Genomic DNA, 25,228 nt, shown 5'->3' with positions numbered 1-25,228 from the left:
CGCTTCGGGCCCGAACCGCGAGACAGAGCCCAGACACGGGACGTACCTCGTACCTCGTACCCCCCGTACCCCAACCGCTATGCAGTCCATCACGCTCGACGTCCAGCCGCGCGGCACCGGCAAGGCGGCCACGAAGGCCATCCGCCGCGAGGGCTTGGTCCCGTGCGTCCTCTACGGCGTCCACACCGAGCCCGTCCACTTCGCCGTCGAGACGCTGGCGCTCCGCCCGCTCATCTTCACGACCGAGAGCTACCGCGTCGCGATCCCGTTCGAGGGGGCCGAGCACGAGGCGATCCTGAAGCAGGTCGACTTCCACCCGGTCACCGACCAGCCGCTCCACGTCGACTTCCTGGCGCTGACGGCCGGCGAGGCCCTGACGATGACGATCCCGATCCAGCTCGAGGGGACCCCGCGCGGGGTCAAGGCCGGCGGGACGCTGTCGCAGCCGCTCAGCGAGCTCCAGATCCGGGCGCTCCCGAAGGACATCCCGGGCCACGTCTCGATCGACGTCACGGCGCTCGAGATGGGCGAGTCGCTCCACGTCGCCGAGCTCGCGCTCGGCGAGGCCATCGAGTTGCTCACCGACCCCCAGCGGACCATCGCGACGGTCACCGCGCCCAAGCTGGCCACGGCCGACGACGAGGTCGAGGAGACCGGGCTCGCCGAGGGCCTCGAGGCTCCGGAGGAGGGCGCCGAGGGCGAGGAGACCCCCGACGTCGAGGCGGCCGAGGAGGCGTAGCCCTCTCGCCGGCTCGTCCGACCCTGCGTAGGGGCGCGGCCCACCGCCGTGCCCCTACGCTCGTTTCTGCCCCCCCCCGATGTCCTGGCTCTCTCGTCTGCTGGGCGGCTCGCCCCCTCCCCCCTCGCCCGACGTGTCGTTCCTGGTCGTCGGGCTCGGCAACCCCGGGCCCGACTACGACGGCACGCGCCACAACGCCGGCTTCGAGGTGATCGACCGGCTGGCAGACCGGCTGGGCGTCGCGCTCGACACCGAGGCGGCGCACGCCTTCGTGGCCGAGGGCCGGCTCCCACCGGAGGGCGGCGAGCCGGGCCCGTCCGTCGCGCTGGCGCGGCCCCTCACGTTCATGAACCGGAGCGGCCGGGCCGTCGCCGCGCTCCTCGACCGGTACGGCCTCGGGCCGGCCGACCTGCTCGTCGTCTACGACGACCTGGCGCTGCCCATCGGCGGGCTCCGGCTGCGGGGGGAGGGGTCCTCAGGTGGCCACAACGGGGTCCAGAGCGTGATCGAGGCCCTTGGCTCCACCGAGTTTCCCCGGTTGCGTGTAGGGGTGGGGAATAGCTTCCCCCCCGGCGGCCAGGTCGATTTCGTCCTGTCCCCCTTCGACGACGACGAGATCGGAGCGGCTGAGGCCGCCTTCGACGACGCGGCCCAGGCCGCGCTCACGGTCGCGCGCGAAGGGCTGACGGCCGCCATGAACCGGCACAACCGCCGCTCGTGAGTGAAGAGTAATGAGTGATGCGTGATGGGTGGCGTTAGCCCCCGCCACCGCGCCCGATGGCCTCGCTCTTTACTCATCACCCTTCACCCACCCCCGCTTACTCACACACCATGGAATCCACTCTCGCCCTGCTCGTCCCCCTCTCGGGGATCATCGCGCTGGGCTACGCCTTCGTCCGCACCCGCTGGGTCAACGCCCAGCCCGTCGGGACCGACCGGATGGCCGAGATCGCCGCCGACATCCAGGAGGGCGCCAACGCCTTCCTCCGCCGCGAGTACCGCGTGCTGGCCATCTTCGTCGCCGTCGTGGCGGCGCTGCTGCTGCTGGCCAACTTGGGCCGGGCCGACTCGAGCCCGCTCATCGCCATGTCGTTCGCCGTCGGCGCCCTGTGCTCCGGGCTCGCGGGCTTCTTCGGGATGCGGGTCGCCACCAAGGCCAACGTCCGGACGACGAACGCCGCGCGGACGTCGCTCGGCGGCGCGCTCAACGTCGCGTTCTCGGGCGGGCTCGTGATGGGCCTGTCGGTCGTCGGCCTGGGCCTGTTGGGGCTCGGGACGCTGTTCATCGTCTACTCCGGCGCCTTCGACGGGGCCGACGGCGTGCTCCAGCCGCTCGAGGTCACGCGCGTGCTCAACGTGCTCGCCGGCTTCTCGCTCGGCGCCTCGTCGATCGCCCTCTTCGCGCGCGTCGGCGGCGGCATCTACACCAAGGCCGCCGACGTCGGCGCCGACCTCGCCGGCAAGGTCTACGAGGGGATCCCCGAGGACGACCCCCGCAACCCGGCGACCATCGCCGACAACGTGGGCGACAACGTGGGCGACGTGGCCGGCATGGGCGCCGACCTGTTCGAGTCGTACGTCGGCTCGATCATCGGCGCGATGGTGCTGGGCGCGGCGTTCGCCGCGTCGCTCTTGGAGGTCGGCGGGATGGAGCTGGGCGCGGTCCTGCTGCCCCTCGTCCTGGCCGCCGTCGGGATCCTGGTCTCGATCCTGGGCTCGTTCTTCGTCAAGGTGAAGGAGGGCGGCAACCCCCAGCGGGCGCTGAACGTGGGCGAGTTCGGCGCGGCCGGCGTCATGGCCGTCCTGTCGTTCTTCATCATCCAGTTTATGCTCCCGTCCGAGTTCGTGGCCACGACGCCGATTGTGGGCACGTTCACGTACTCGTCGTTCGGCGTCTTCCTCGCCGTCGTGATCGGGCTGGCCTCGGGCACCGCCATCGGGCTCATCACCGAGTATTACACGGCGACGCACACGACGCCGGTGACCAACATCGCACGGGCGTCGGTGACCGGCGCGGCGACCAACATCATCTCGGGCCTGGGCGTCGGGATGTACTCGACGGGGCTCCCAACGATTGTGCTCGCGCTCGCCATCATCGGGGCGTTCTCGTTCGCGGGCCTGTACGGCATCGCGATCGCGGCGTTGGGGATGCTGTCGGTGACGGGCATCCAGCTCGCCGTCGACGCCTACGGGCCGATCTCGGACAACGCCGGCGGCATCGCCGAGATGGCCGAGTTGCCCCCGGAGGTGAGGGAGCGGACCGACCTCCTGGACGCGGTCGGTAACACGACGGCGGCCATCGGGAAGGGCTTCGCCATCGGCTCGGCCGCGCTCACGGCCCTCGCCCTGTTCGCCGCGTTCATGCAGCAGGCCGGCATCGAGGCCATCAACGTGGCCGACCCCCGCATCCTGGCCGGCGTGCTCGTCGGTGGGATGTTGCCGTTCGTGTTCTCGGCGATGGCCATGAACGCCGTCGGCCGGGCCGCGGCCGACATGATCAAGGAGGTCGGCCGCCAGTTCAACGAGATCCCCGGGCTGAGGGAGGGCACGGCCAAGGCCGACCACGCCCGCTGCGTCGACATCTCGACCAAGGCGGCGCTCCGGGAGATGATCCTGCCGGGCGTGCTCGCGGTGGCCGTCCCGGTGGCCGTCGGGTTCTACGACAAGAACATGCTGGGCGGCCTGCTCGTCGGCGTGACGGTGACGGGCGTGCTCATGGCCATCTTCCAGTCGAACGCCGGCGGCGCCTGGGACAACGCGAAAAAGCGGATCGAGGGCGGCGTCGAGTTCGACGGCGTGACCTACGGGAAGGGCTCGGACGTCCACAAGGCGGCCGTCGTCGGCGACACGGTCGGCGACCCGCTCAAGGACACGTCGGGCCCGTCGCTCAACATCTTGGTCAAGCTGATCTCGGTCGTGGCCCTCGTCATCGCCCCGCTCATCGCGGGGACGGGCGCGGGGACCGAGACGGACGTCGAGGAGACGCTCCAGATCGAGGAGATCGACCTCGGCGCGGCCCGGCCGGCGACCGACGCGGTCGAGCTGGTCCCGGCCGAGGCCCCGGTCGTGGCCGAGGTGCCGGCCGAGTAACGCTTTCGTGCATCGTGCGTTGAGCGCCCGGTCTCCCCGAGAGGCTGGGCGCTTTTTTGTGCATGGACCATTACAACCCTTTCCCAGCTTGTCATCCTGAGCGGAGCGAAGGATCTCAGCACGACCCATCACGACCGTCGGCACTGCTCCCTACGAACTGGACGTCCGTGTCGAGATCCCTTCGCATTCGCTCAGGATGACGAAGGGGGAAGCGTGCGATAGCCATGCTCTTGTCAGCACTCGGTAGACACTCCACACGCCACCTCGTATCATGGGACGTGTTTTCTCGCCCGTGACATGACCGATCCCGTCCGCCGTGCGCTCGCGCTCCTCGACCACGAGTCGGCTTCGTTCGCCGGGCCCGAGGACGTGGCCCGCGCCGTGGGGCTCTTGCCCGAAACACTCCGGCGGCAGTTCAAACGCGAGGTTGGGATCCCGCTGGGCGAGTATCTCACACAGAGGCGGGTGGCCGAGGCCCAACGACTCCTCGAAGAGACGGACCTCCAGGCGGCCGAGGTGGGCCGAGCCGTAGGGTGGCGACGAGAGGACACGGCGGCCCGCGTGTTCCGACGGGAGACGGGGACGACGATGCAGGGGTACCGCCGGTCGGTACGGGAGGGGCGCGGGGACGGATAGACGACGCTGGCGACCGCCACGGCCAACCGAAAATGCCAATGTTTTCGGGTTGGTGTCCGTCGGGGGACGCCCTATCGTGGGTCCGTTCCCACCACCGTCCCATGCGCTCTGCCCTCACTCTCTGCTGTGCTTTTGCGGTGCTCGCTCTCACCGCGCTCACCGGCTGCGACAGCGCAGCCGAGGAGCTAGAGGGTCCCGCCCCCGAAGACCTCTTCCCACTCGAGGCGGGCAACCGCTGGCTCTACCGCGCCTGGTACCTCAACCCGGCCGATGCGGACTCCTTCGCCGTCGAGATCACCGAGCGTCTCACGTTCGAGCACGGCGGGGAGACGCTGACTGCCTACGCCGAGTCGCGGGGTCTGCTGGGAGAGGAGCCGCTGCCCTGGCAGTGGCTCCACGGTTACGGGCGCGACGGCCTCTACGTGATGGGCGGTCTCGCCGCTACCGACACGATGTACACGAAGCGGCTGGTGCGGCGGACGCCGATGCAGGTGGGCGACCGGCACCGGTTCACTCGGCTGGCCTATGGCTCGGACTGGACGACGGACCCCGACCCTGAGGCGCGGTTCTACGTCAGCGACGACACGTCGGAGGTGATGCTGCTGGCGAACCGGCACCCGTTCGAGACGCCGCTGGGCACGTTCGACTGCTACGTCTACTGGTATGAGCAAGACCCTGGTATAGATGTAGGTGCTTACGAGAACATCTTTGAGTACCGCGTGCCTGGTGTCGGTTACGTCGCGGAACTGCTAGGTCGTGGGCGCTCGAAGGGCGCGCCCCGCACGATTCCCGAAGTGATCCCTACGAGCATCCAAGACGAACAGATCTATGGCGCCTACGTGCTCTATGACTACACCGTCAACGAACCGCACGGATCAGAAACAAAGATGCCTCCACGAGGGAGCGCGTCGAGGAGCATCGGCCCGGCAAGACGACTCACTCATCAGTCACGCACCGGCGGAGGCGTCAGTATCCCTCTACGCCTCCCGGTTCCCCTCGTTCACTCCGCACCTCAGAGATCCCAATGAGAACGACGCTACACCCCGTCTTCCGGCGCAGACTGCCGGTCCTTCTGTCCCTGCTCTACGTCGCGCCTGTCGGCGCACAGGACATCCCCGACCTCTTCCTTCCATCGCCCGTCGAGCGCTCCACGCTGACGCCAGAGCAGGCGCGGTTGCTAGCGGTCATCGAACAGCGCCCCGGCTCGGAGGACGTGCAGCTTCGCTCGGCGGCAGCCCCCCAAACGCTCACAGCGCTCTCCGCCGTCGCAGTGAGAGTGGGCGGCGAGCAGGTGCAGGTCACGCGCGAACGCACAGCCGCAGCCCACGGCAGACGGCTCGTGTGGCAGGGGCGCTTCGGCGAAGGCGGCGAGGTGGTGCTCGTGGTGGACGGCGACCAAATCACGGGCTCGGTGCAAAAGCCCTCCGGCGAGATGTTCAAGATCGAGCCGCTCGGCGGCGGGCTGCACACCGTCTCCCGGATCGACCAGACCGCCGTGGGAGAATGCGCTACGGAAAGCAACTCCGAGCGGGACGGAGGCGGGGATGGGCAAACGGCTCCCGGATCGACCGGGTCGGGCGGCTCCTCTGGTGCCCTGAGCACCCCGACCCTCGACGTGCTGGTGGTCTACACGCCTGGCGCCGCCGCCGCCAGCGCCAACATCGGAAACGAGGTCGCGCTCGCCGTGGCGGACATGAACAACGGCTTCGGCAACAGCAGCGTGCCCGCCACGATCTCGGTCGTGCATGCGGCGCAACTAGCCTTCAACGAGTCCAGCGACATCTTCAATGACAGAGACGATCTATTGGGGACGAGCGACGGTCGAGGAGACGCGGTCCATAGCCTTCGTTCTCAATACGGTGCCGACGTGGTCGTTCTGTTGACAGATGGGAATTATGTGTACCAAGGTTCTAGTGTGTATGGCATTGCAGGTGCAATAGGTGCTGTTGCGAGTCAAGCCTTCGCAATCGTGGAGTGGGACTATGCGACGGGCAACCATACGTTCGCCCACGAGATCGGCCACCTCGCCGGAGCGCGGCACGATAACGACACGGGAACCCAGCCTTACTCCTATGGACACGGCTACAGACCCGGCGGACAAAGCTGGCGCACGATCATGGCGACGGGAAGCCCCAGCAGCTCACCCTTCCGCATCAACTACTGGTCGAACCCCGACAAGGTCTACGGCGGAGTGGCGATGGGCACCACCAGCTACAACGACAACGTCCGCGCTTGGGAAAACAGCGCGGCTACGATGGCCGGCTTCAGGACACCGCCCGGCCCGCTCACGGCCTCGATCACGGGCCCGAGCATCCTCGGGTTCAAAGAGTACGGGACCTACACGTGCTCGACCTCCGGCGGCTCCGGCTCCCCCACGACCCGGCAGTGGTCGGAGCGCACGCCCCCGGCCACGGCCTGGACCGCCGGCCCGACCACGACGACGTACACGATCCAGATGGGGAACCTCGACCGCGAGCTCCGATGCATCGTCACGCGCGGGACTGGCACGGCCACTGCGACCAAGTTGGTCACATACTCGAGCGTTCCGCCGGTGGCGCCCGGCCCGACGCCCGGCGTGACGACGTCCGTGTTCGCACTCGACCCGCCCCGCCCGAACCCGTCGGCCGAGTCGGCCACGGTGGCGTTCTCGCTGGCGGAGGGGGCCGAGACCACGCTCGTCGTCTACGACGCGCTGGGCCGCGAGGTGGCCCGGCCCGTGAGCGGGTGGCGAGACGCCGGGGCCCACACGGCCACGCTCGCCGTCGGCTCGCTCCCGTCGGGCGTCTACGTCGTCCGGCTCACGTCGGGGCCGGCCACGGCCACAGCCCGGCTGTCGGTCGCGCGGTAGCCGGAAGCCCTCCGGTCCGCGAGCGCCCGGTCTCTTCGGAGGCCGGGCGCTTTTTCGTGCATAGATCATTACAACTCTTTCCCAGCTTGTCATCCTGAGCGGAGCGAAGGATCTCAGCACGAGCCGTCCAGCCTGTCAGCACCGCTCCCTACGGACTGGATGTCCGCGCCGAGATCCCTTCGGTTTCGCTCAGGACATGCCTTCGCGTTACTCAGGATGACAAGAGGGGAGTATGCGATAGCTATTCTCTCGTCGTCACTCGGTGGACACCCCACACGCCACCCCGTATCATGGAACGTGTTCCCTCGCTCGTGGCATGACCGATCCCGTCCGCTGGGCGCTCGCGCTCCTCGACCACAAGCTGGCCACGTTCGCCGGGCCCGAGGACGTGGCCCGCGCCGTGGGGCTCTTGCCCGAAACGCTCCGGCGGCAGTTCAAGCGCGAGGTCGGGGTCCCGCTGGACAAGTACCTCACGCAGAGGCGGGTGGCCGAGGCCCAGCGACTCCTCGAAGAGACGGACCTCCAGGCGGCCGAGGTGGGCCGGGCCGTGGGGTGGCGACGAGAGGACACGGCGGCCCACGTGTTCCAGCGGGAGACGGGGACGACGATGCAGGGGTACCGCCGGTCGGTAAGGGAGGGTCGCGGGGACGGATAGACGCCACGGCCAACCGCCACGGCCAACCGCCACGGCCAACCGCCACGGCCAACCGCCACGGCCAACCGCCACGGCCAACCGCCACGGCCAACCGAAGATGCCAATATTTTCGGATTGGAGACGAGGAATACCGTGGCCTATCGTGACCCTGCGTTCCCACCACCGCCATGCGCCTCCCCCTCGCCGTGCTCGCCCTCGCTGCCCTCGCCGGGTGCGACGCCGCCGACGACGCCCCCACGCTCGCCGACGTCCCCGCCGACCGCCGCGTCGCGTTCGTCGCCGTCTACGACGAGACCACGGCCGACGGCGCCCCGGTCCACCGCGTCGTCGTGGCCGACATCGAGGACCCGACCGTCTTCGAGGTCATCTCGCGGCCGGACCACTTCAGCGTGTCGCCGCACCTGAGCCGGGACGGGCAGCAGGTCCTGTTCGGGGACCGGACCATCGGGCCCGTCTCGGCCGTCCAGTACGTCCGGTACGACCTGAGGACGGGCCGGGCCGACACGCTCGGCCACGTCCCGCCGGGCGGCGAGGTGGCCCGGCCGATCCTGGTCGGGCTCGGGTCGCCGGTCGTGTGGGAGCGGGACGGGCGCGGGTTCTACTTCACGAACCCGACCCCGCCGTTCTCAGGGAAACAGGACGTGCTCCGGTTCCGGTTCGCCGACGGGTACTTCGAGCGGGTCCACGACTCCGGCCCGTACACAACGACAGTGATTGGAATGAAGGGGGCGGACACGCTCGTCGTGTTCTCAGTGGAGCCGCTCGGTTTCCCCGAGTTCGATCCAGACGACGGTCTCTCAGAGCATGGGGGCGTGTTCTACATGAGCCTCGACGGGGCCTTCCTGGGGCGTGCCAACAATCCGAACCTGACCTACCTCTACGACGGCCCGACCTCGGTCCGCCAGATCCTGTGGCCGTCGTGGAACGACGAGGAGGGATTGCTCGCCTATACCCTCATCGAGCCGAACCCGAACCCCGACGCGCTCCGCAGCTACGTCACAAAGATTGCGGTGGCGGACCTGGAAGGCGGCTTCTTTCGGACGTACACCGCAGGCGATCATTACGACTCGTCCCCGAACTGGGGACCCGAGGGAACGATCCTATTCGACAGAGTCCGCGATGCGTCCGACGCGGCTCAAACTCACCGAGCGATGGTGCTCAACGTCGAGACGGGCTCGATCCGCTCCCTTGCCGACCCCACGATCTACGGCGCTGCCGGCACGGGCTCGCCGAGCGCCGTCAATCGGTAGCCTCTCCCGACCCCCTTCCTGGGTATCCGACCATCGCGAGCCTCGTCCCCATGCGCCTCCGCCTCGTCGTGCTCGCCCTCGCCGCCCTCGCCGGGTGCGACGCCGCCGACGACGCCCCCACGCTCGCCGACGTCCCCGCCGACCGCCGCGTCGCGTTCGTCGCCGTCTACGACGAGACCACGGCCGACGGCGCCCCGGTCCACCGCGTCGTCGTGGCCGACATCGAGGACCCGACCGTCTTCGAGGTCATCTCGCGGCCGGACCACTTCAGCGTGTCGCCGCACCTGAGCCGGGACGGGCAGCAGGTCCTGTTCGGGGACCGGACCATCGGGCCCGTCTCGGCCGTCCAGTACGTCCGGTACGACCTGAGGACGGGCCGGGCCGACACGCTCGGCCACGTCCCGCCGGGCGGCGAGGTGGCCCGGCCGATCCTGGTCGGGCTCGGGTCCCCGGTCGTGTGGGAGCGGGACGGGCGCGGGTTCTACTTCACGAACCCGACCCCGCCGTTCTCGATCAAGCAGGACGTGCTCCGGTTCCGGTTCGCCGATGGGTACTTCGAGCGGGTCCACGACTCGGGGAGCTACGCGACGACGGTGATCGGGATGAAGGGACCTGACTCGCTCGTCGTGTTCTCGGTCAGCCCGGAGGCGCCGGGATGGACACCGGAGAGACCAGCAGGAATCTTCCTCATGGACCTGAAGGGCCAGTTGGTTCGCCGGGCGCAGAATCCAAACCTGTCCTACGTAGCGGCGGGAGGACTCCGTACACAAGCGTTTACTGAGGCTACCGTGAATGAGGAACGGGGGCTAATCGCCTCCATCTGGGCCGAGTTAAGACCGGGTACTATGTCGGACTATGACGTCTCACTTGCCGTTTCTGATCTGGATGGAAGATACTTCCAAACTTACGGATTGGACAGCACCTATCTGAACTGGCACCCCCGCTGGGGACCCGGCAAAACCGTTCTTTTTGAAAGGGAGCCACGTGGAGGAGCTGACTGGCGACTCCACCGGGCAATGGTCCTGGATCTAGAGACTGGCTCCATCCGAGAGCTCGCCGACCCGGCGATTTACGGGGCAGGCGGGACACGGATGCCCAGCGCAGGAAGCCGCTGATCTTCACTCTCTCAAGTCCCAAGTGGCACCCGCCTATGTAAACGCCTTCCGTCTCCACACCCGCAGCGGAAACACCGGGCCGTACTCCGGCAAGAGATGACAGCCCGGCGTCCGCCGCAGGATCGCTCACAGTTCCACCCCTCTTTGCCGAGATGCACCATGAGACGTCTCCTCACACTCCTCGCCCTCTGCGGAGTTTCCGCAGCCCTCACCCCGTCGGCCGCCGCACAGAAGCTCGACGCCCAGGCCCGTAGCGTGGCCATCGAGATGTTCCGAGCCGAGCAAGAGAACGCCCTCGCAGACGGCCTGGAGATCCAGGTCGACCCGCTCACAACGACGGTCTCCGCCCTCGTTGGCGGCCAGTTCCCGGGCTTCACAGGGCCGCCGGAGTCGGCCGCCCGCACGTTCCTCGATGCCCATAAGGCCGTGTTCGGCTTCTCCGACGCATCGGACGACCTCGAGCACCTCTCGACCCGAAGCTCTGGAACCAGTACGCAAGTCCTCTTCCGCCAGCGCTACCGGGGCGTCCCCCTCCTCTACAGCGGCTACCTCGTCGCCATCGACCGGAGCGGAGCGATCCACTTCGTGAGCGGCGACGCCTACCCGGACGTCGAGGTCGATATCGCTCCAGCGCTCAGCGCCTCCGCTGCGCTGTCCACCGCTCGGTCCGACATGGGAGCTCCGGAGGCGAAGGTCGTTCGGGAGCCCGAACTGGCGATCTGGGCGGACGAAACAGACGGGAAGCTCGTCTACCACCTCGTGCACAGTTTCGACCTGGAGACACGAGAGCCCCTGAGCGCGTGGACGTACCTGATCGACGCGCACTCCGGCCGCGTGCTCTGGAAGACGAGTCTCCTCGAAGACGTGAGCGATCACGGACTGGAGACCGTCTCCTCCGAGAGCGACGGTCGAGATTCTAGGTTCGCCCCGTTCGCTGACCTGTCGGGAGAGGCGACGAGCAGCGTTCTCAACCCGGTTTCCGGGAGCGGCAACGTCTACGCCTCGAACCCGCTCCACGGCAGCCCGGTCTCGAAACCACTCTTCCGCCTTCAGAACCTCTCTCCGCGCCGGCTCGATGGGGAGCACCTCTGGGTGGACCGCTACAACGCCGCCGACGTGACGTCCTCGAACGCCGTGTTCAACTACGCCCCGACCGACGCGCGTTTCGACGAGGTCATGGTGTACCACCACGGCGACATGTTCGAGGGGGCCTTCCTGTCGCCCGCCGGTCTGCCGGTGAATCAGGTTGCGAAGATCAAGGCGACGACGCAGTACTACACGGGATACGCCTTCGCCTATTCCTCTCTCGGTGAGATCTACTTCCAGAGTGGCGCTTCGGGGCTCAACAATCCAACGAAGGAGGCAGCGGTGATCGTCCACGAGTATATGCACGTCGTGAGTGAGACGTACAACGCTCTGACCTACCCCGCCGAGGCCGATGCGATGGACGAGGGCTACTCCGACTATTTCGGCATCGCGTACCGCCGCTCCGTGACCGGTGCTGCCTCGACGGTGTTCGGCGAATACATTGACCAACCTGGGGGAACGAAGTACACGCGAGATCTCGTAAACAACGCAAACTATGCTCAGTTCAATATTTTCCCTGCCGGAGACTTCGACGGCAGTGGCGGACTTAGTCCTCACGACGGCGGAATGATCCTCTCCGGCGCGCTCTGGGCCTTCCGCATGAGTTCAGGCGTGATCGCCAGCAACGCCGACGCCGTTGTCCTGGAGTCGTTGAAGTATCTCGGCAGCGCGCCTACGTTCCTCGACGCCCGGAACGCCACGGTCACCGCCGCGAGCGTGCTCGGGTTCTCCAGCTACGGGTGCGCGATCCAGGCCGCCTTCGCCGCGCGCGGCATTGGCACGGCCTGCGTCGCCCCGCTCACGGCGTCGATCACGGGCCCGAGCATCCTCGGGTTCAAAGAGTACGGGACCTACACGTGCTCGACCTCCGGCGGCTCCGGCTCCCCCACGACCCGGCAGTGGTCGGAGCGCACGCCCCCGGCCACGGCCTGGACCGCCGGCCCGACCACGACGACGTACACGATCCAGATGGGGAACCTCGACCGCGAGCTCCGATGCATCGTCACGCGCGGGACTGGCACGGCCACTGCGACCAAGTTGGTCACATACTCGAGCGTTCCGCCGGTGGCGCCCGGCCCGACGCCCGGCGTGACGACGTCCGTGTTCGCACTCGACCCGCCCCGCCCGAACCCGTCGGCCGAGTCGGCCACGGTGGCGTTCTCGCTGGCGGAAGGGGCCGAGACCACGCTCGTCGTCTACGACGCGCTGGGCCGCGAGGTGGCCCGGCCCGTGAGCGGGTGGCGAGACGCCGGGGCCCACACGGCCACGCTCGCCGTCGGCTCGCTCCCGTCGGGCGTCTACGTCGTCCGGCTCACGTCGGGGCCGGCCACGGCCACGGCCCGGCTGTCGGTCGCGCGGTAGCCGGAAGCCCTCCGGTCCGCGAGCGCCCGGTCTCCCCGCGAGGCCGGGCGCTTTTTTGGTGGATCCGTCACGAGGCGTAGCTTCCCGCATGGCCGACTACCCCCACATCGAGTCGACGCCGGGCATCGCGGGCGGGCGCCCCCGGATCGCCGGCCGGCGCATCACCGTGGCCGACGTGGCCGTGTGGCACGAGCGGGTCCGGATGACGGCCGACGAGATCTCGGACGCCTACGACCTCTCGCTCGCCAACATCCACGCGGCGCTGGCCTACTACTTCGACCATCGGGAGGCCGTCGACACCCAGACCGCAGAGGACGCGGCGTCGGCAGCGTCCCTCCGCGAGTCGGTCCCGTCACGGATCTCGGCCGCCCTCCGGCGGTCGAGCGACGCCGCGTGAGCGGGCCCGTTCGGTTCTGTCTCGACGAGCACGTTGGCCGGCTCGTCCGCCGGGCCCTCCGCCAGCGCGGGATCGACGTCGAGACGGTGGCCGAGGCTGGGCGCCTGGGCGGCGGCGACGTGGCCCACATCGCACGTGCGATGGAAACGTCCCGGGTCCTCGTCACGCAAGACGCGGATTTTCTCCGCCTCCACGCTGAAGGCCACGCGCACGCTGGGATCGCAGACGTCGCGCAACAGACGCCACCTCGCCGGATCCTCGACGGGCTCGTCCTGATCCACGCCGTCCTCGACGCGGACGACATGGTCGGCCACGTCGAGTTCCTCTGACGCCCCTTACCGCCCGTCGGCCTGGAGGGGGCGGATGACGCGGTCGATCACGGCCTGCTCGAGGTCGTCCTCCTCGACCCACTCGCCGTCGATCCACAAGCCGAGCGTCGAGCGGACGCCGGCCCGGACGCCGGCCCGTTTCTGCGCCAGGATCGCGTCGGCCCCGTCGCCGCCCTCGACGGCCGCCCGGACGGCGGCCCCGTCGAGCCCGACCGCGTCGGCGTGCTCCGCCAGCTGCGACGGTCGCAGAGCCATCTGGTGCGCGTACATCCGGCCGTGTAAAAGCCAGAAGCCGCCCTGGCGCGCCGCCTCCTCGGCCGCCAGCGCCGCCGCCAGCGCGTTCGGGTGCGGCCGCAGCGGGAAGTGCCGGAACGCGAACCGGACGCCCAACGGGTGGTGCTCGCGGATGTCGGCGACGAGGTCGTGGACGTCCTTCGAGTACGGGCACTCGAAGTCGCCGTACTGGACGAGGGTGACGAGCGCGTCGTCGGGCCCGGCCACGTGGTCGGCAGCGGAGAGGGGCGGGTCGAGGGGCATGAAGGGTTCGGCGGGTGGAGCGGGTTTGATACCAAGTCCGGCTGCTCGATGCCGGTTCGGCGTGGGGCCGAGTGTGGGAGGAGGGGGTGTGGGAGGGGACACTCCCTCCTCCCATACCCCCACACTCCTCCCGGATTGGGTATGACAGGTGAGGCGGGTTCCGCTTCAGAGCAGCTCCCGGCCAACTTGCGAGGCCTGCCGAACCTGCGGGACCCGCGCGACGACTACGCCACGTGGTGGCCGCCGCCAGCGCGCTCGATGAGCTCGACGACCTCCCGCACGGTCGAGGCGCCGCGGTCGCGGGCGTACCACTTGCGGAGCTCTCGGTACCGGTCCTCCTTCTCCAAGGTCTGGCCGTCGCCGGTGAACCACGCCTGGAGGTCGGCCGGGCGGGGCCCCCACCAGCCGCGCTCGGCGCCGGTCCCGTCGAGCAGGATGGCGATGGGGATCGACCGGGCCCGGCCGTCCGTGAGGTGCTCGTCCATCAGGTCGAGGTGGTCGTCGCGGTCGAGCAGGCGGAGGTCGACGTTGCCGGCGGCCTCGGCGAAGCGGACGAGCGCGGGGACCGTCGCCGTCGCGTCGAGGCACCAGTCCTCGGTGAGCACCAGGAGCCGCCACTCGCCGGGGACCGCCTCGGCGCGGGCGACGAGCGCGGGGTCGACGCGGGCCCGGGCGTAGGCCGAGGTCCAGAGCTCGACCAGGTCCTCGGCCGACGCGAGCCACGGCTCGAACGGGGCGGCGGCGTCCCAGTCGGACAGGCGGTCGGTGCCTCGGGTGGCGGGGTCGAAGTGGGTCGTCATAAACAAGGAGGATCGGGGGGAGCGGACGTCGGCACGCGCGGAGTCCGTACGCGGTCCGGCCGGCCGGGTCTCCCCCGCCCCCTGCGAAGACTCAGCGGCCGGCGCGCTCGGCGGCGCGCCCCATCCGCTCGGCGCCGACGTCGACGAACAGGCCGGTCGCCTGGCACGAGACGCCCTCGCCGTCTCGGCAGAGCGTGGCCCGCACAGGCACCTTGGCGCCCTCGGCCTCCTCCACCGCCAGCTCGACCGTCACGACCTCGCCGAGCGGGACGAGCGCGCGGAAGTCGACCTCGATCCGCGCGGCCACGACGATCCGGCCGGTCGCCAGCGCGGCCATCCCCATCGCCTCGTCCAGGAGCGCCGCGAGCGCGCCGCCGTGGACGTGGCCGGGCGGCCCCTCGGCGCCGGGCCCGAACCAGGCCCGCGCCCACGTCCGCCCCTCGGCGTCGGCGTAGTAGCGGACGCGGATCCGGTCGCCGTCGTCGGACGACACGAACGACCGCGTGCCCATCGACTCCCAGAACGGGGTGAGCGGCGTCCAGCCGGGGTCAGGGGAAAGGTCCATCGGGTTCGGTGGGTCGCACGGGTCAGGCGGGTGTCTCAAGTCCGTCGGGCATCCACCCGCTGGACCTGCCCCACTCGCTGAACCTGCTCGACCCCTACAGCTCGATCTCCTGGCCCTGCTCCGGGATGACCACGCGGACGTCGGGGTGGAAAAACTCGATGTTGTCCTTCATCCAGACCTTGGCCGCCGTCTCGCCGTGGACCAGCACGACGGTCCGCGGCTTGACCCGGTCGACGACCTCGATCAGGTCGCGGCGGTGGCTGTGGCCCGAGAACCGGAACCGCTCGACGCGGGCACGGACCGGGACCGGCCCCTCGTCCGGGTCGAACGTCATCTTGTCGCCACTCGCGGCGGCGGCCTGCAACGCCTCGCCGGGCGAGCCCTCCTTGGAGTAGCCGACGAAGAAGATGCCGTGGCGCTCGTCGGAGACGATCTGACGGGCGAGGTCGAACGACGGCGTCCGCTCGAACAACATGCCGGAGGTGAGCACGAAGATGCCGGGCTTCGCCAGCGCCTCGCTCTTCCGCTTCTGCGAGCGCGGGTACCGCTCCTGGTCGACGCCGTAGACCTCGAAGTCGGGGTCGAGCCGGGGCGTCGACTCGCGCGTCTTGTCGTAGACCTCGGCCACGCCGCGCATCGAGCCGGCCGTGTAGACGGGGACGTCCTCGTCGATGAGCCCGCGCCGCTTGAACCGGTCGATGAGCGCCAGCATGTCCTGGCTCCGGCCCAGCGCGAACACGGGCAGGAGCACGACGCCGCCGCCCTCGAGCACGTCGGCCATCGCCCGGCCGAGCCGCTTCTCCTCGGCCTTCCGCGACGTCGTCTCGGCCTCGGGGTCGGCGCCGAGCGTGGCCTCCAGCAAGAGCACGTCGACGGGCCCGTCGGGGTAGTCGGCCTCGGGCAAGATCGTCTGCGGTTGCAGGCTCGTGTCGGACGTGTAGAAGAGCCGGCGGCGCCGGCCGTTCTCGTAGCCCTCGACCATCAGCCCGACCGCGCCGAGCACGTGGCTGGCGTGGTAGAACGTGCCCGCGAGCGGGCCCTCGGCCTTGAGCCCGGCCAGGTCGAACGGGGCGTCCAGCAGGTGCGTGTCGTAGACGTAGCTCAGCGCCTCGGCCGTCTCGACGTCGAACACGGGCGCCGCCATCGTCGAGCCCTCGCGGACCCGCCGCTTCTGCAGCCGCGCCGACGACGGGAGCAGCATCTCGGCCAGCATCGCCGTCGGCCGCGACATGTGGATCTGGGCGTGCGGCACCTCGCGCGAGAGGACCGGCAGCGCGCCCAGGTGGTCGTGGTGGGCGTGCGTGACCACGATGTGGTCGACGGGCCGGTCTTTCAGGAGCTCGAACGGGGGGAGCGCGGCGTAGCCGTCCTGGTCCGGGTCCATCCCGGCGTCCAGGATGAGGCCGGTGCCCCCGACCGTGAGGTGGTGGCACGAGGCGGCGATGTCGTCGGTCTCGCCGAGGGAGAGGTAGCGCATGAACGGTGTGGGATTCTCCGCAGGCTACCGCTCCCCTCCGGGCCCGACTCTGCGCTTTCGGTGGAAACGGCCCGGACGCCCGCGCGGGGCCGCCGGTCTCGTCCCGAGACCACGGCCGGCCTGCGGAGCGTTCGCGGCGATGCCATATTCCGGTCCGCCCCGCCCGCGCCCATGACCGACCCGTTCGACGCCCTGCGCCAGGCGCTCCGCGTCTCCCCCGACAACGTCCCCCTCCGGTCCCACCTCGCGGACCAGCTCCGCCAGGCCGGCCGGGCGCCGGAGGCCGAGACGGAGTACCGCCACGCCCTCGCGCTCGCGCCGGGCGACGCCGCCCTCGTGCTCGGGCTGGCGGAGACCTTCCTGGCCCAGGGCAAGACGGCCGAGGCCGCCGTCACGCTCGAGGCCCTGGCCGAGCAGCCGGACCGGCCCGCCCGCGCGCTCCGGGTTTGGGCCCGCGCGCTCCTCGCCGAGGGCGACCTCGGCGGGGCCGAGCACCTGTACCGACAGGCCGTCGGCGAGGACGCGTCGCTCGACGACCCCGACCTCGCCGACGCGCTCGGCCTGGCCCCGGAGACGACCGAGGCGGACGGCCCGGCGTTCACCGTCGGCAGCCGGACGCGCGCTCCGGTCGCCCTGCCGGAGACGCCCCGCGCGCCCGACCCGGAGCGACCGGCCGTCACGTTCGCCGACGTCGGCGGGATGGAGGCGCTCAAGGAGGAGATCCGCCGCAAGCTGGTCTACCCGCTCCAACGGCCCGAGCTGTACGCCGCCTACGGCAAGCGGACCGGCGGCGGGCTCCTGCTCTACGGGCCGCCCGGGTGCGGCAAGACGCACCTGGCCCGCGCCACGGCCGGCGAGGTCGACGCGGCGTTCCTGCCGGTCGGGCTCCACGACGTGCTCGACATGTGGATCGGCGAGTCCGAGAAGCGGCTGCACGGGCTGTTCGAGGCCGCCCGCGCCCAGGCCCCGTGCGTCCTGTTCTTCGACGAGGTCGATGCGCTCGGCGCCCGGCGCTCGGACCTCCGCCAGTCCGGCGGGCGCCACGTGATCAACCAGTTCCTGTCCGAGATGGACGGGGTCGACACCAACAACGAGGGCGTCTTGGTGCTGGCGGCGACGAACGCGCCGTGGCACCTCGACGGCGCGTTCCGCCGGCCCGGTCGGTTCGACGAGGTCGTGTTCGTGCCGCCGCCCGACCGCGACGCCCGGGCCGAGATCCTGGCCCTCCTGCTCCGCGACAAGCCGACGGCGCGCCCCGACCTCGACGCCGTGGCCCGGGCGACCGACCGGTTCTCCGGGGCCGACCTCCGGGCCGTCGTCGAGCTCGCCGTCGACGGCAAGCTCGACCAAGCGCTCCGGACCGGCACGCCGGGCCCCCTCGCGACGCGCGACCTCCTCGCCGCCGCCAAGCGCCGCAAGCCGACGACGGCCGACTGGTTCGCGACGGCCCGCAACCACGCGCTCTACGCCAACGAGGGCGGGCTCTACGACGACGTCCTCGCCTACCTCGGCCGGTGACGCCCGCCGACACCGCCCGGAGACGAGCGCTCCACCTGTTCCGGAGCGCCCGGTTCGACCTTGCCGAACCCGAGCTCCGGCGGGCTCTCGCCCTCGACCCTGAGGACCCTGAGCTCCACTGGCTGCTGTCGCTCACACTTTCCAATCTGGGCCGCCTCGGCGAAGGTCTCGAAGAGGCCGACGCGGCCGTCGCCCTCGGCCCCGAAGTCTCCGGGGGACACTACGCCCGAGCCACCGCCCTCCTCGACCTCGGCCGCCGTGTCGAGGGCACCGACGCGGCCATCGAGGCCGTCCGGCTCGACCCCGAGAACGCTGTCGTCCGCGTCAAACTGGCGACGGCTTGGTACGTGCGGCACGACCTCCGGCAGGCGCTCGAAGAGACCGACCGAGCGCTCGCGCTCGACCCGGAGTCCGCGTCCGCGACAAACCTTCGCGCTACGATCCTTGGCCGTCAGGGTCGCCACCGAGAGGCGGCGGCCCTGGTCGAAGACGCGCTCGCGCTCGAACCGGACAACCCCTGGTTCCACGCCGACCGGGGGTGGGCCCTGCTCCATCTCGGCCGAGAGCGCGAGGCGATGGTCGCGTTCCGCGAGTCCCTCCGGCTGAAGCCCGGCTTCGAGCGGGCGCGGTCCGGCATCCTCGAAGCCATGAAGGCCCGGAACGTCGTATACCGGTGGCTCCTCCGCTTCGACCTCTGGAAGGGGCGGATGCCTCCGCTCCGGCGCTGGACGCTCTTCCTGGGCGGGTTCGTCTTGGCCATGGTGTACGCGCCGGTGTTCGGGCTCTACTTCGGCCTGCTGCTCATTGGGTGGATCGGGAGGCCGCTGTACAACATCGTTTTGCTCATGGACCCGTTCGGCCGGGCGGTCCTCACGCGCGGCGAGACGATCGGGGCAGTGGCCGTCGCCGGGTGCCTGTGGAGCGGGCTCGTCGTCGGCGCGCTGGGCCTCGGAGCGGACGATACGGCGGTGGCCCTCGCGGGCGGCGTGCTGGCCTCGATGTCGATTCCGGTCTCGGCGACGGCTCAGGCTGGCGCCGAGTTCGGGCGTCGGCCGACCCGGCTCCTGGTCGCTACAGCGGTCCTCGCCGTCGTGGGCGTCGCCTTCGTCGTGGCCACCGCGGCCGGCGAAGGGGCCGCGACAGCGTTCGGGGGGTGCTACGTCGTGGGTCTGGTCCTGTCCGTCCTGGTCCTGAACGCGCTCAAGCACTGAGCGCGGCGGTCACCCGCCCGCCGCCGGACCCAGCGGCGGCGGTGCGGGCGAGACCTTCATGCCTCGCGGTGGACCTGCCCGTTCGCCGGCGTCTCGTCGGGGCCCTCGCCCTGGAGCTCCTTCCAGTCCGAGAGGAATTTGGCCAGGCCGTTGTCGGTCAGCGGGTGCTTGATGAGCTTCTTGATCACGTCGAGCGGCATCGTGCCCACGTCGGCGCCGGCCATCGCGCTCTCGACCACGTGCATCGGGTGGCGGATCGACGCCGCGAGCACCTCGGTCTCGTAGCCGTAGATCGCGTAGATCTCGACGATCTGGCGGATCAGCGACATCCCGTCCGACGAGATGTCGTCGAGCCGGCCGATGAACGGGCTGATGTAGGTGGCCCCGGCCTTGGCGGCCACCAGCGCCTGGGTCGGCGAGAAGCACAGGGTGCAGTTCGTGTCGATCCCCTCCTGGGAGAACGTCTTGATGGCCTTGATGCCGTCCAGGATGAGCGGGACCTTGACGACCACGTTGTCGGCGATCTGGGCCACCTCGCGGCCCTCGGCCAGGATCCCGTCGTAGTCGGTCGCCGTGACCTCGGCCGAGACGGGCCCGTCGACGATCTCGCAGATCTGGGCGATGTGGCCGTGGAAGTCTCTGACCCCCACCTTCTTCATCAGCGAGGGGTTGGTGGTGACGCCGTCGAGGACGCCCATGTCGGCGGCCTCCTGGATCTCGTCAAGGACGGCGGTGTCGATAAAGAACTTCATGGCGGTGCGGGGAGGGAGAGCCCGTGGTACGACCCGGCGCGCGGACGGGTCCGCTCCGTCACCGACCGTCGGCGGTGCGAAAGACGCGGGCCCAGAGCCGTCCCCCCTCGCCGTCGTCGAGGGCGGCGTCCGAAGGGAGCTGGGAAAACGGGAACGGCGGCTCGGGGTCGATCCGCCAGCGGAAGACGAACGGGTCGGCCTCGTCCAGCCCCAACCGCCCGAACCGGACGTCGGCCACCACGAGCCCGTCGGCGGCGTCGCGGGCGAGCCAGCCGCGCGAGAACCAGAGCAGCGTCTCGCCGGTCCGGCTCGCCGCGAGGTCGGGCGCGAGGTCGGCGACGGGCAGCGGCGCCTCAAACCGGACGTCGCCCGGCTGGTCCAAGACGTGGAGCGAGAACGGGTGGAACCGCCCGTCGGCGAGCGCTGCGCCGCGCCAGATCAGCGACGAGAGGGGCCCGGCGGCCACGAGCACCCGCTCGGCCGAGACCCCCCGCCCGGCGAGCGCCGCGTCGACGGTCGCCCGCGCCTGTTGTTGGAGGGCCACGCCGAGCCCCAGGTACGCGACGGCCGCCATCAGCCCGACGAGCGCCGCCCGCCGCGCCAACCCGCAGGCTCCGGCCCACAACGCGACGCCCAATCCCACCGCCAGCGGGACCGTCACGAGGGGGTCGATGATGAACACGCTCCCGACGGCGAACGGGTGGCGCGAGAACGGCGCCAGCAGCTGCGTCCCGTAGACCGTGAACACGTCGAGCAGCGGGTGCGTCACCAACGCGAGCGTCCACAGCGCGATCCACAGGCCCGGCGTCCCCGGCTCGCGCCCCGTCGCCCGGGCCCGCCACCGCGCCAGCCGCCAGCCGGCCCACCCGAGCGCCGCGCCGACGACGAGCCCGAACGCGAGCCCGTGCGTCGTCCCCCGGTGGACGACCAGCTGGCTCGCCGGGTCGAGGAGCGGGTACGCCAGGACGTCGAGGTCGGGCAACGTCCCGGCGACGGCGCCCCACAGCGCCGCCCGGCGCCCGATCCGGGGCCCGGCGACGGCCTCGCCGACGGCGGCTCCGAGCACGGCCTGGGTGAGGGAGTCCATTCGGGGGGATCAGGAGTCGGGGACGAGGGATCGGGAGGAGGCAGCCCCACGCCTTCCGCACCGGCGACGGGCGGTCCGGGTTGCACGGATCTTTTCTCCGCCTCCCTCCATCCCTCCGCTCCCCCTCCCTCCCCCCATGACCCTCTGTCTGTTCGAGGACGACCGCGTCGGGTCCCTCGCCCCGCTCACGCTGACGCGCGCCGCGTACGACCTCCGCGTCGGCGCGCGGACGCTGCTCGAGGCGGCCGTCGCCACGTTTCCGCCGGGCCGGCTGATCCTCCACACGCGGGCCGCGCTGGCGGGGATGACGGCCGAGGAGCACCCCGAGGCCGACATCCGCCTAGCGCCCGACGAGGGGACGCTGTTCGTCAACGGGCGGTGGCTCGTGCGGCCGGGGGACGTCGTCGAGGCGGTCCGGGCGGCCGGCCGGTCCGGCGAGGCGCGGGCCTTCGTGCAGGACGACGTGCTGCTGGCGCTGTGGCACCCGAGCCCGCCGGCCGGCTTCGTGAGCCGCGACGCCGTGACGCTGGCGCAGGCCGAGGGCGCGTCAGAGGAGCGGGTCGAGGGCGAGGCGCTGATCGCGCACCTGTGGGACGTGGTCGCCGACCTCGGCGCCCGGATCACCCACGACGCCGAAGCGCTCGGCGGGCTCGGGACGCAGGTCGGGACGATCGAGGACGGAGTCACCGTGATCGAGCCCGGCCGCGTCCACCTCGCCGGGGGCGCCGTGATCCGCGCCGGCGCCGTCGTGCGGGCCGACGGCGGGCCGGTCTGGATCGGGCCCGGCGCCGAGGTCGGCGAGAACGCGGTCGTGGTGGGGCCGGTGTCGCTCGGGCCGAAGGCCGTCGTGAAGGCGGCGGCGCGCGTCGACGAGAGCGCCCTCGGGTACCGGTCGAAGGTGGGCGGCGAGGTCCACGGGAGCGTCGTCCACAGCCTGTCGTCGAAGGGCCACGACGGCTACCTCGGCAACAGCGCCCTCGGCCGCTGGTGCAACCTCGGCGCCGGCACCGACACGTCGAACCTCAAGAACGACTACGGCGAGGTCACGATGTGGGACGCCCAGGCCGGCGCGTTCGTCCCGACCGGCCGGCAGTTCCTGGGGCTCGTGATGGGCGACCACTCGAAGTGCTCGATCCACACCATGTTCAACACGGGGACCGTCGTCGGCGTGTTCTGCAACCTGTTCGGGGCGGGGTTCCCGCCGCGCTGGGTGCCGAGCTTCGCCTGGGGCGGGGCCGAGGGGCTCGCGCCGTACCGGGCCGAGAAGGCGTTCCGCGTGGCCCAAGCCGTCATGGCCCGGCGCGAGCGGACGCTGTCCGATGCCGAGCGGGTGCGGCTGACCGAGATCGCCGAGGCCGCCGGGCTGGACGCGGAGTAGCGGCCGGGCCGTCCCACCTCGGGAAGCGGGACCGCCGGGGCATGCGGTCTCGCCTCTCCGCCCGTGGCGGATTCGGGTAGCTTCGGCGCCGCCCCCGCCCCTCCACGCTGCCCTCCACGCTGATGGTCCGTTCGTGCCGCGTCTCGGCCCTGCTCCTCGTCGCCCTGGCCGCCGGCCCAGCCTGGGCCCAGACCGGCGGCCTCCGCGGGTTCGTGACCGGCGCCGACGACGGGCAGCCGCTCATCGGCGCGACCGTCCTGGCCCAGCCCGTCGGCCGCGACGGGGCCCCGGCCGGCGACCCGCGCGGGGCCGCCGCCGACGTCGACGGGCTCTACGTGATCCCCCGGCTCGACGTCGGCCGGGTGGCCGTCCGCGTGAGCTACGTCGGCTACGAGACCTTGGTGGACACGCTGACGATCGAGGCCGGGCCGCTCCGGTCGTTCGACGTCGCGCTCGTCGTCGAGACGGGCGGGCTCGAGGTCGTCGTCGAGAGCGAGCGGTCGACGGGCGGCGCGCGCGTGACGGCCGGGGTCCAGGCCATCGACCCCAGGGACATCGACATCGTCCCGGCGCCCGACGTCTCGGGCGACCTCGCGAGCTACCTCACGACGTCGCCCGGCGTCGTGACGACGGGCGACCGCGGCGGCCAGCTCTTCGTCCGCGGCGGCGAGCCGAGCCAGAACCTGGTGCTCTTGGACGGGATGGCGCTGTACCAGCCGTTCCACGTGCTCGGGTTCTACTCGGCGTTCCCGTCGGACATCCTGGCCGGGGCCGACCTCTACGCCGGCGGCTACCCGGCCCGCTACGGCGGCCAGGTCTCGTCGGTCCTCGACATCCAGACGCGGAACGGCAACAAGCAGCGGCTGGCGGCGGCGGCGTCGGTGGCCCCGTTCGTGAGCGCGGCGCGCGTCGAGGGGCCCCTCGTCCCGGGCGCCGCCTCGTTCGTGGCCTCGGGCCGCGTGAGCGTGGTCGAGGAGGGCGCGGCCCGGCTCGTCGACCAGGAGCTCCCGTTCGACTTCGGCGACGTGTTCGGCAAGATCCACGGGGTGCTCACGCCGAACGCCCAGCTCTCGGTCCAGGCCATCCACACCTACGACCGGGGCACGATCGGCGAGGACGTCGGGGGGACGGTCCCGGAGGAGGTGAGCTACCGGAACACGGCGGCCGGGCTCCGCTTCCTCTACCTCCCCAACGTGTCGGCGCTCCGGGCCGAGATCCTGGTCAACGTGTCGAGCCTCGACAGCGACCAGGGCCGCGACACGCTGCGCGACGTGCCGCTGCGGGCCTCGTCGATCGGCCGGCTCAACGCCGAGACGAACCTGACGTTCTACCTCCGGGCGGTCGACCTCAAGACGGGCGTGTTCGTCCGGACGAACCGGCTGACGAGCGACCTCCGCTTGGTCGGTGGCGACAACCGGCGGGAGTTCTTCACCGAGGCCGGGGCCTACATCGAGCCCGAGATCCGACTGGGCGGCCTGTCGCTCCAGGGCGGCTTGCGCATCCAGAGCTACCCCAACGACGGGCGGACCTACCTCGAGCCCCGGGCCCGCGCCGTGTGGAACGGCGGGGTCCACGAGCTCTCGGCGGCCGGCGGGCTGTACCACCAGGAGGTGATCGGCGTCAACGACCGGCGCGACGTGGCCAACGTGTTCACGGCGTGGACGCGCGCGCGCGAGGCCGAGGTGCCGTCGGCGTGGCACGGGATCGCGGGCTACCGCGTGACGCCGACGCCCTGGCTCGAGCTCGTCGCCGAGGGGTACTACAAGTACCTCCAGAACCTCCAGGTGGCCGAGTGGACCGCGTTCCCGCGGTTCTCGACGGGGACCCAGCCGGCGACCGGCGAGGTCTACGGGCTCGACACGCGCGTCGAGGTCCGCTTGCGCGACAGCTACGCCTACCTCAGCTACGGCCTGTCCGAGGTGACGTACGACGCGCAGGGCCCGAACCTCGAGCTGTGGTACGGCACGGAGACGCTCCGCTTCAACCCGCCCCACGACCGGCGGCACCAGCTCAACGCCCTCGTCAGCACGACCGTGCTGGGCGTCGACCTGGCGGCCCGGTTCCAGTTCGGCTCGGGGTTGCCGTTCACCCGGGCGCTCGGGTTCGACCGGTTCATCTCGCCGAACCGGCCGCCCGACGTGTTCACGGCGGCCGGCCTCCAGCGCGTGATCTACGAGCGGCCCTACAACGGCCGGCTCCCCACCTTCCACCGGCTCGACCTCTCGGCCGACCGGACGTTCGCGCTCTCGCCGGACCTCGACCTGACGGCCCAGGTCGCGCTCATCAACGCCTACGACCGGGCGAATGTGTTCTACTACGACACGTTCACGCTGCGCCGCGTCGACCAGCTCCCGCTGATCCCGTCGTTCGGCCTCAAGATCGCCGTCAACGATTAG

General features: G+C 70.8%; 22 protein-coding genes. 16 read left to right on the top strand and 6 right to left on the bottom strand.

The annotated features are described in order from the left end of the window. Window positions 1-79: 79 nt before the first annotated feature. The 12 genes from ACOOHE_RS05190 (at window position 80) to ACOOHE_RS05135 (ending at window position 13,507) form a co-directional block, all read left to right on the top strand. Window positions 80-739, top strand: coding sequence for a 50S ribosomal protein L25 (locus ACOOHE_RS05190; RefSeq protein ID WP_420456737.1), 660 nt, complete (start codon window positions 80-82; stop codon window positions 737-739). Window positions 740-818: 79 nt separating this feature from the next. Then, on the top strand, window positions 819-1,460 hold the full coding sequence (gene pth, locus ACOOHE_RS05185; RefSeq protein ID WP_420456736.1) for an aminoacyl-tRNA hydrolase: 642 nt from the start codon (window positions 819-821) through the stop codon (window positions 1,458-1,460). A gap of 110 nt (window positions 1,461-1,570) precedes the next feature. Beyond that, window positions 1,571-3,829, top strand: coding sequence for a sodium-translocating pyrophosphatase (locus ACOOHE_RS05180; protein ID WP_420456735.1), 2,259 nt, complete (start codon window positions 1,571-1,573; stop codon window positions 3,827-3,829). A 297-nt stretch (window positions 3,830-4,126) separates the two neighbouring features. Continuing rightward, window positions 4,127-4,465: a helix-turn-helix transcriptional regulator gene (locus tag ACOOHE_RS05175; RefSeq protein WP_420456734.1), complete on the top strand. Its 339-nt coding sequence runs from the start codon at window positions 4,127-4,129 to the stop codon at window positions 4,463-4,465. Between the two features lie 101 nt (window positions 4,466-4,566). Then, the gene (locus ACOOHE_RS05170; protein WP_420456733.1) at window positions 4,567-5,493 is read left to right on the top strand and encodes a hypothetical protein; all 927 of its coding nucleotides are present in this window, start codon (window positions 4,567-4,569) and stop codon (window positions 5,491-5,493) included. Beyond that, complete coding sequence (locus tag ACOOHE_RS05165; protein ID WP_420456732.1) at window positions 5,490-7,313, top strand: M12 family metallo-peptidase; 1,824 nt, start codon at window positions 5,490-5,492, stop codon at window positions 7,311-7,313. Before ACOOHE_RS05170 ends, ACOOHE_RS05165 begins: the two co-directional genes overlap by 4 nt. 316 nt (window positions 7,314-7,629) lie before the next feature. Then, window positions 7,630-7,968, top strand: coding sequence for a helix-turn-helix transcriptional regulator (locus ACOOHE_RS05160; RefSeq protein WP_420456731.1), 339 nt, complete (start codon window positions 7,630-7,632; stop codon window positions 7,966-7,968). A gap of 167 nt (window positions 7,969-8,135) precedes the next feature. After that, entirely contained in the window at window positions 8,136-9,218 is a 1,083-nt protein-coding gene (locus tag ACOOHE_RS05155; RefSeq protein ID WP_420456730.1) for a hypothetical protein, read from the top strand. Window positions 9,219-9,268: 50 nt separating this feature from the next. Beyond that, a complete protein-coding gene (locus ACOOHE_RS05150) occupies window positions 9,269-10,333 on the top strand; it encodes a hypothetical protein (protein ID WP_420456729.1) in 1,065 nt (354 codons plus the stop codon). Window positions 10,334-10,492: 159 nt separating this feature from the next. Then, window positions 10,493-12,781: a M36 family metallopeptidase gene (locus ACOOHE_RS05145; protein ID WP_420456728.1), complete on the top strand. Its 2,289-nt coding sequence runs from the start codon at window positions 10,493-10,495 to the stop codon at window positions 12,779-12,781. 88 nt (window positions 12,782-12,869) lie between these two features. Further along, window positions 12,870-13,178, top strand: a complete 309-nt coding sequence (locus ACOOHE_RS05140) for a DUF433 domain-containing protein (protein WP_420456727.1) — start codon at window positions 12,870-12,872, stop codon at window positions 13,176-13,178. Further along, the gene (locus ACOOHE_RS05135; protein ID WP_420456726.1) at window positions 13,175-13,507 is read left to right on the top strand and encodes a DUF5615 family PIN-like protein; all 333 of its coding nucleotides are present in this window, start codon (window positions 13,175-13,177) and stop codon (window positions 13,505-13,507) included. Before ACOOHE_RS05140 ends, ACOOHE_RS05135 begins: the two co-directional genes overlap by 4 nt. Before the next feature lie 6 nt (window positions 13,508-13,513). Here the strand turns inward: ACOOHE_RS05135 and ACOOHE_RS05130 are convergent, their stop codons facing one another. The 4 genes from ACOOHE_RS05130 to ACOOHE_RS05115 all read right to left on the bottom strand — a co-directional run bounded on the left by ACOOHE_RS05130 (window position 13,514) and on the right by ACOOHE_RS05115 (window position 16,886). Next, on the bottom strand, window positions 13,514-14,044 hold the full coding sequence (locus ACOOHE_RS05130; protein ID WP_420456725.1) for a DsbA family protein: 531 nt from the start codon (window positions 14,042-14,044) through the stop codon (window positions 13,514-13,516). 224 nt (window positions 14,045-14,268) lie between these two features. Continuing rightward, window positions 14,269-14,844: a thioredoxin family protein gene (locus ACOOHE_RS05125; protein WP_420456724.1), complete on the bottom strand. Its 576-nt coding sequence runs from the start codon at window positions 14,842-14,844 to the stop codon at window positions 14,269-14,271. A 91-nt stretch (window positions 14,845-14,935) separates the two neighbouring features. Beyond that, on the bottom strand, window positions 14,936-15,409 hold the full coding sequence (locus tag ACOOHE_RS05120; RefSeq protein ID WP_420456723.1) for a PaaI family thioesterase: 474 nt from the start codon (window positions 15,407-15,409) through the stop codon (window positions 14,936-14,938). Window positions 15,410-15,503: 94 nt separating this feature from the next. After that, entirely contained in the window at window positions 15,504-16,886 is a 1,383-nt protein-coding gene (locus ACOOHE_RS05115) for an MBL fold metallo-hydrolase (RefSeq protein WP_420456722.1), read from the bottom strand. A gap of 171 nt (window positions 16,887-17,057) precedes the next feature. On the opposite strand from ACOOHE_RS05115, the gene ACOOHE_RS05110 reads away from it, so the two are divergent. Both ACOOHE_RS05110 and ACOOHE_RS05105 read left to right on the top strand, forming a co-directional pair. Continuing rightward, window positions 17,058-18,404 (top strand): AAA family ATPase, encoded by a 1,347-nt coding sequence (locus ACOOHE_RS05110; protein WP_420456721.1) that lies wholly within the window; start codon window positions 17,058-17,060, stop codon window positions 18,402-18,404. Further along, window positions 18,401-19,615, top strand: a complete 1,215-nt coding sequence (locus ACOOHE_RS05105; RefSeq protein ID WP_420456720.1) for a tetratricopeptide repeat protein — start codon at window positions 18,401-18,403, stop codon at window positions 19,613-19,615. The genes ACOOHE_RS05110 and ACOOHE_RS05105 overlap by 4 nt, the downstream gene beginning before the upstream one ends. 56 nt (window positions 19,616-19,671) lie before the next feature. Here ACOOHE_RS05105 and fsa read toward each other — a convergent pair whose 3' ends face one another. After that, complete coding sequence (gene fsa / locus ACOOHE_RS05100; RefSeq protein WP_420456719.1) at window positions 19,672-20,367, bottom strand: fructose-6-phosphate aldolase; 696 nt, start codon at window positions 20,365-20,367, stop codon at window positions 19,672-19,674. A 58-nt stretch (window positions 20,368-20,425) separates the two neighbouring features. Then, window positions 20,426-21,454 carry a metal-dependent hydrolase gene (locus ACOOHE_RS05095; protein ID WP_420456718.1) on the bottom strand — a complete coding sequence of 343 codons (1,029 nt, stop codon included), beginning with the start codon at window positions 21,452-21,454 and terminating at the stop codon, window positions 20,426-20,428. 136 nt (window positions 21,455-21,590) lie between these two features. Between ACOOHE_RS05095 and ACOOHE_RS05090 the strand changes: the two genes are divergently transcribed. Both ACOOHE_RS05090 and ACOOHE_RS05085 read left to right on the top strand, forming a co-directional pair. Then, window positions 21,591-22,832 (top strand): putative sugar nucleotidyl transferase, encoded by a 1,242-nt coding sequence (locus tag ACOOHE_RS05090; protein WP_420456717.1) that lies wholly within the window; start codon window positions 21,591-21,593, stop codon window positions 22,830-22,832. Between the two features lie 122 nt (window positions 22,833-22,954). Then, window positions 22,955-25,228, top strand: a complete 2,274-nt coding sequence (locus ACOOHE_RS05085; RefSeq protein ID WP_420456716.1) for a TonB-dependent receptor — start codon at window positions 22,955-22,957, stop codon at window positions 25,226-25,228.

This window comes from Rubrivirga sp. (genome assembly GCF_965213695.1).
GTDB lineage: Bacteria > Bacteroidota > Rhodothermia > Rhodothermales > Rubricoccaceae > Rubrivirga.
Note: the sequence above shows the minus strand (reverse complement) of the source record. Positions and strands in the feature narration are given on the sequence as shown.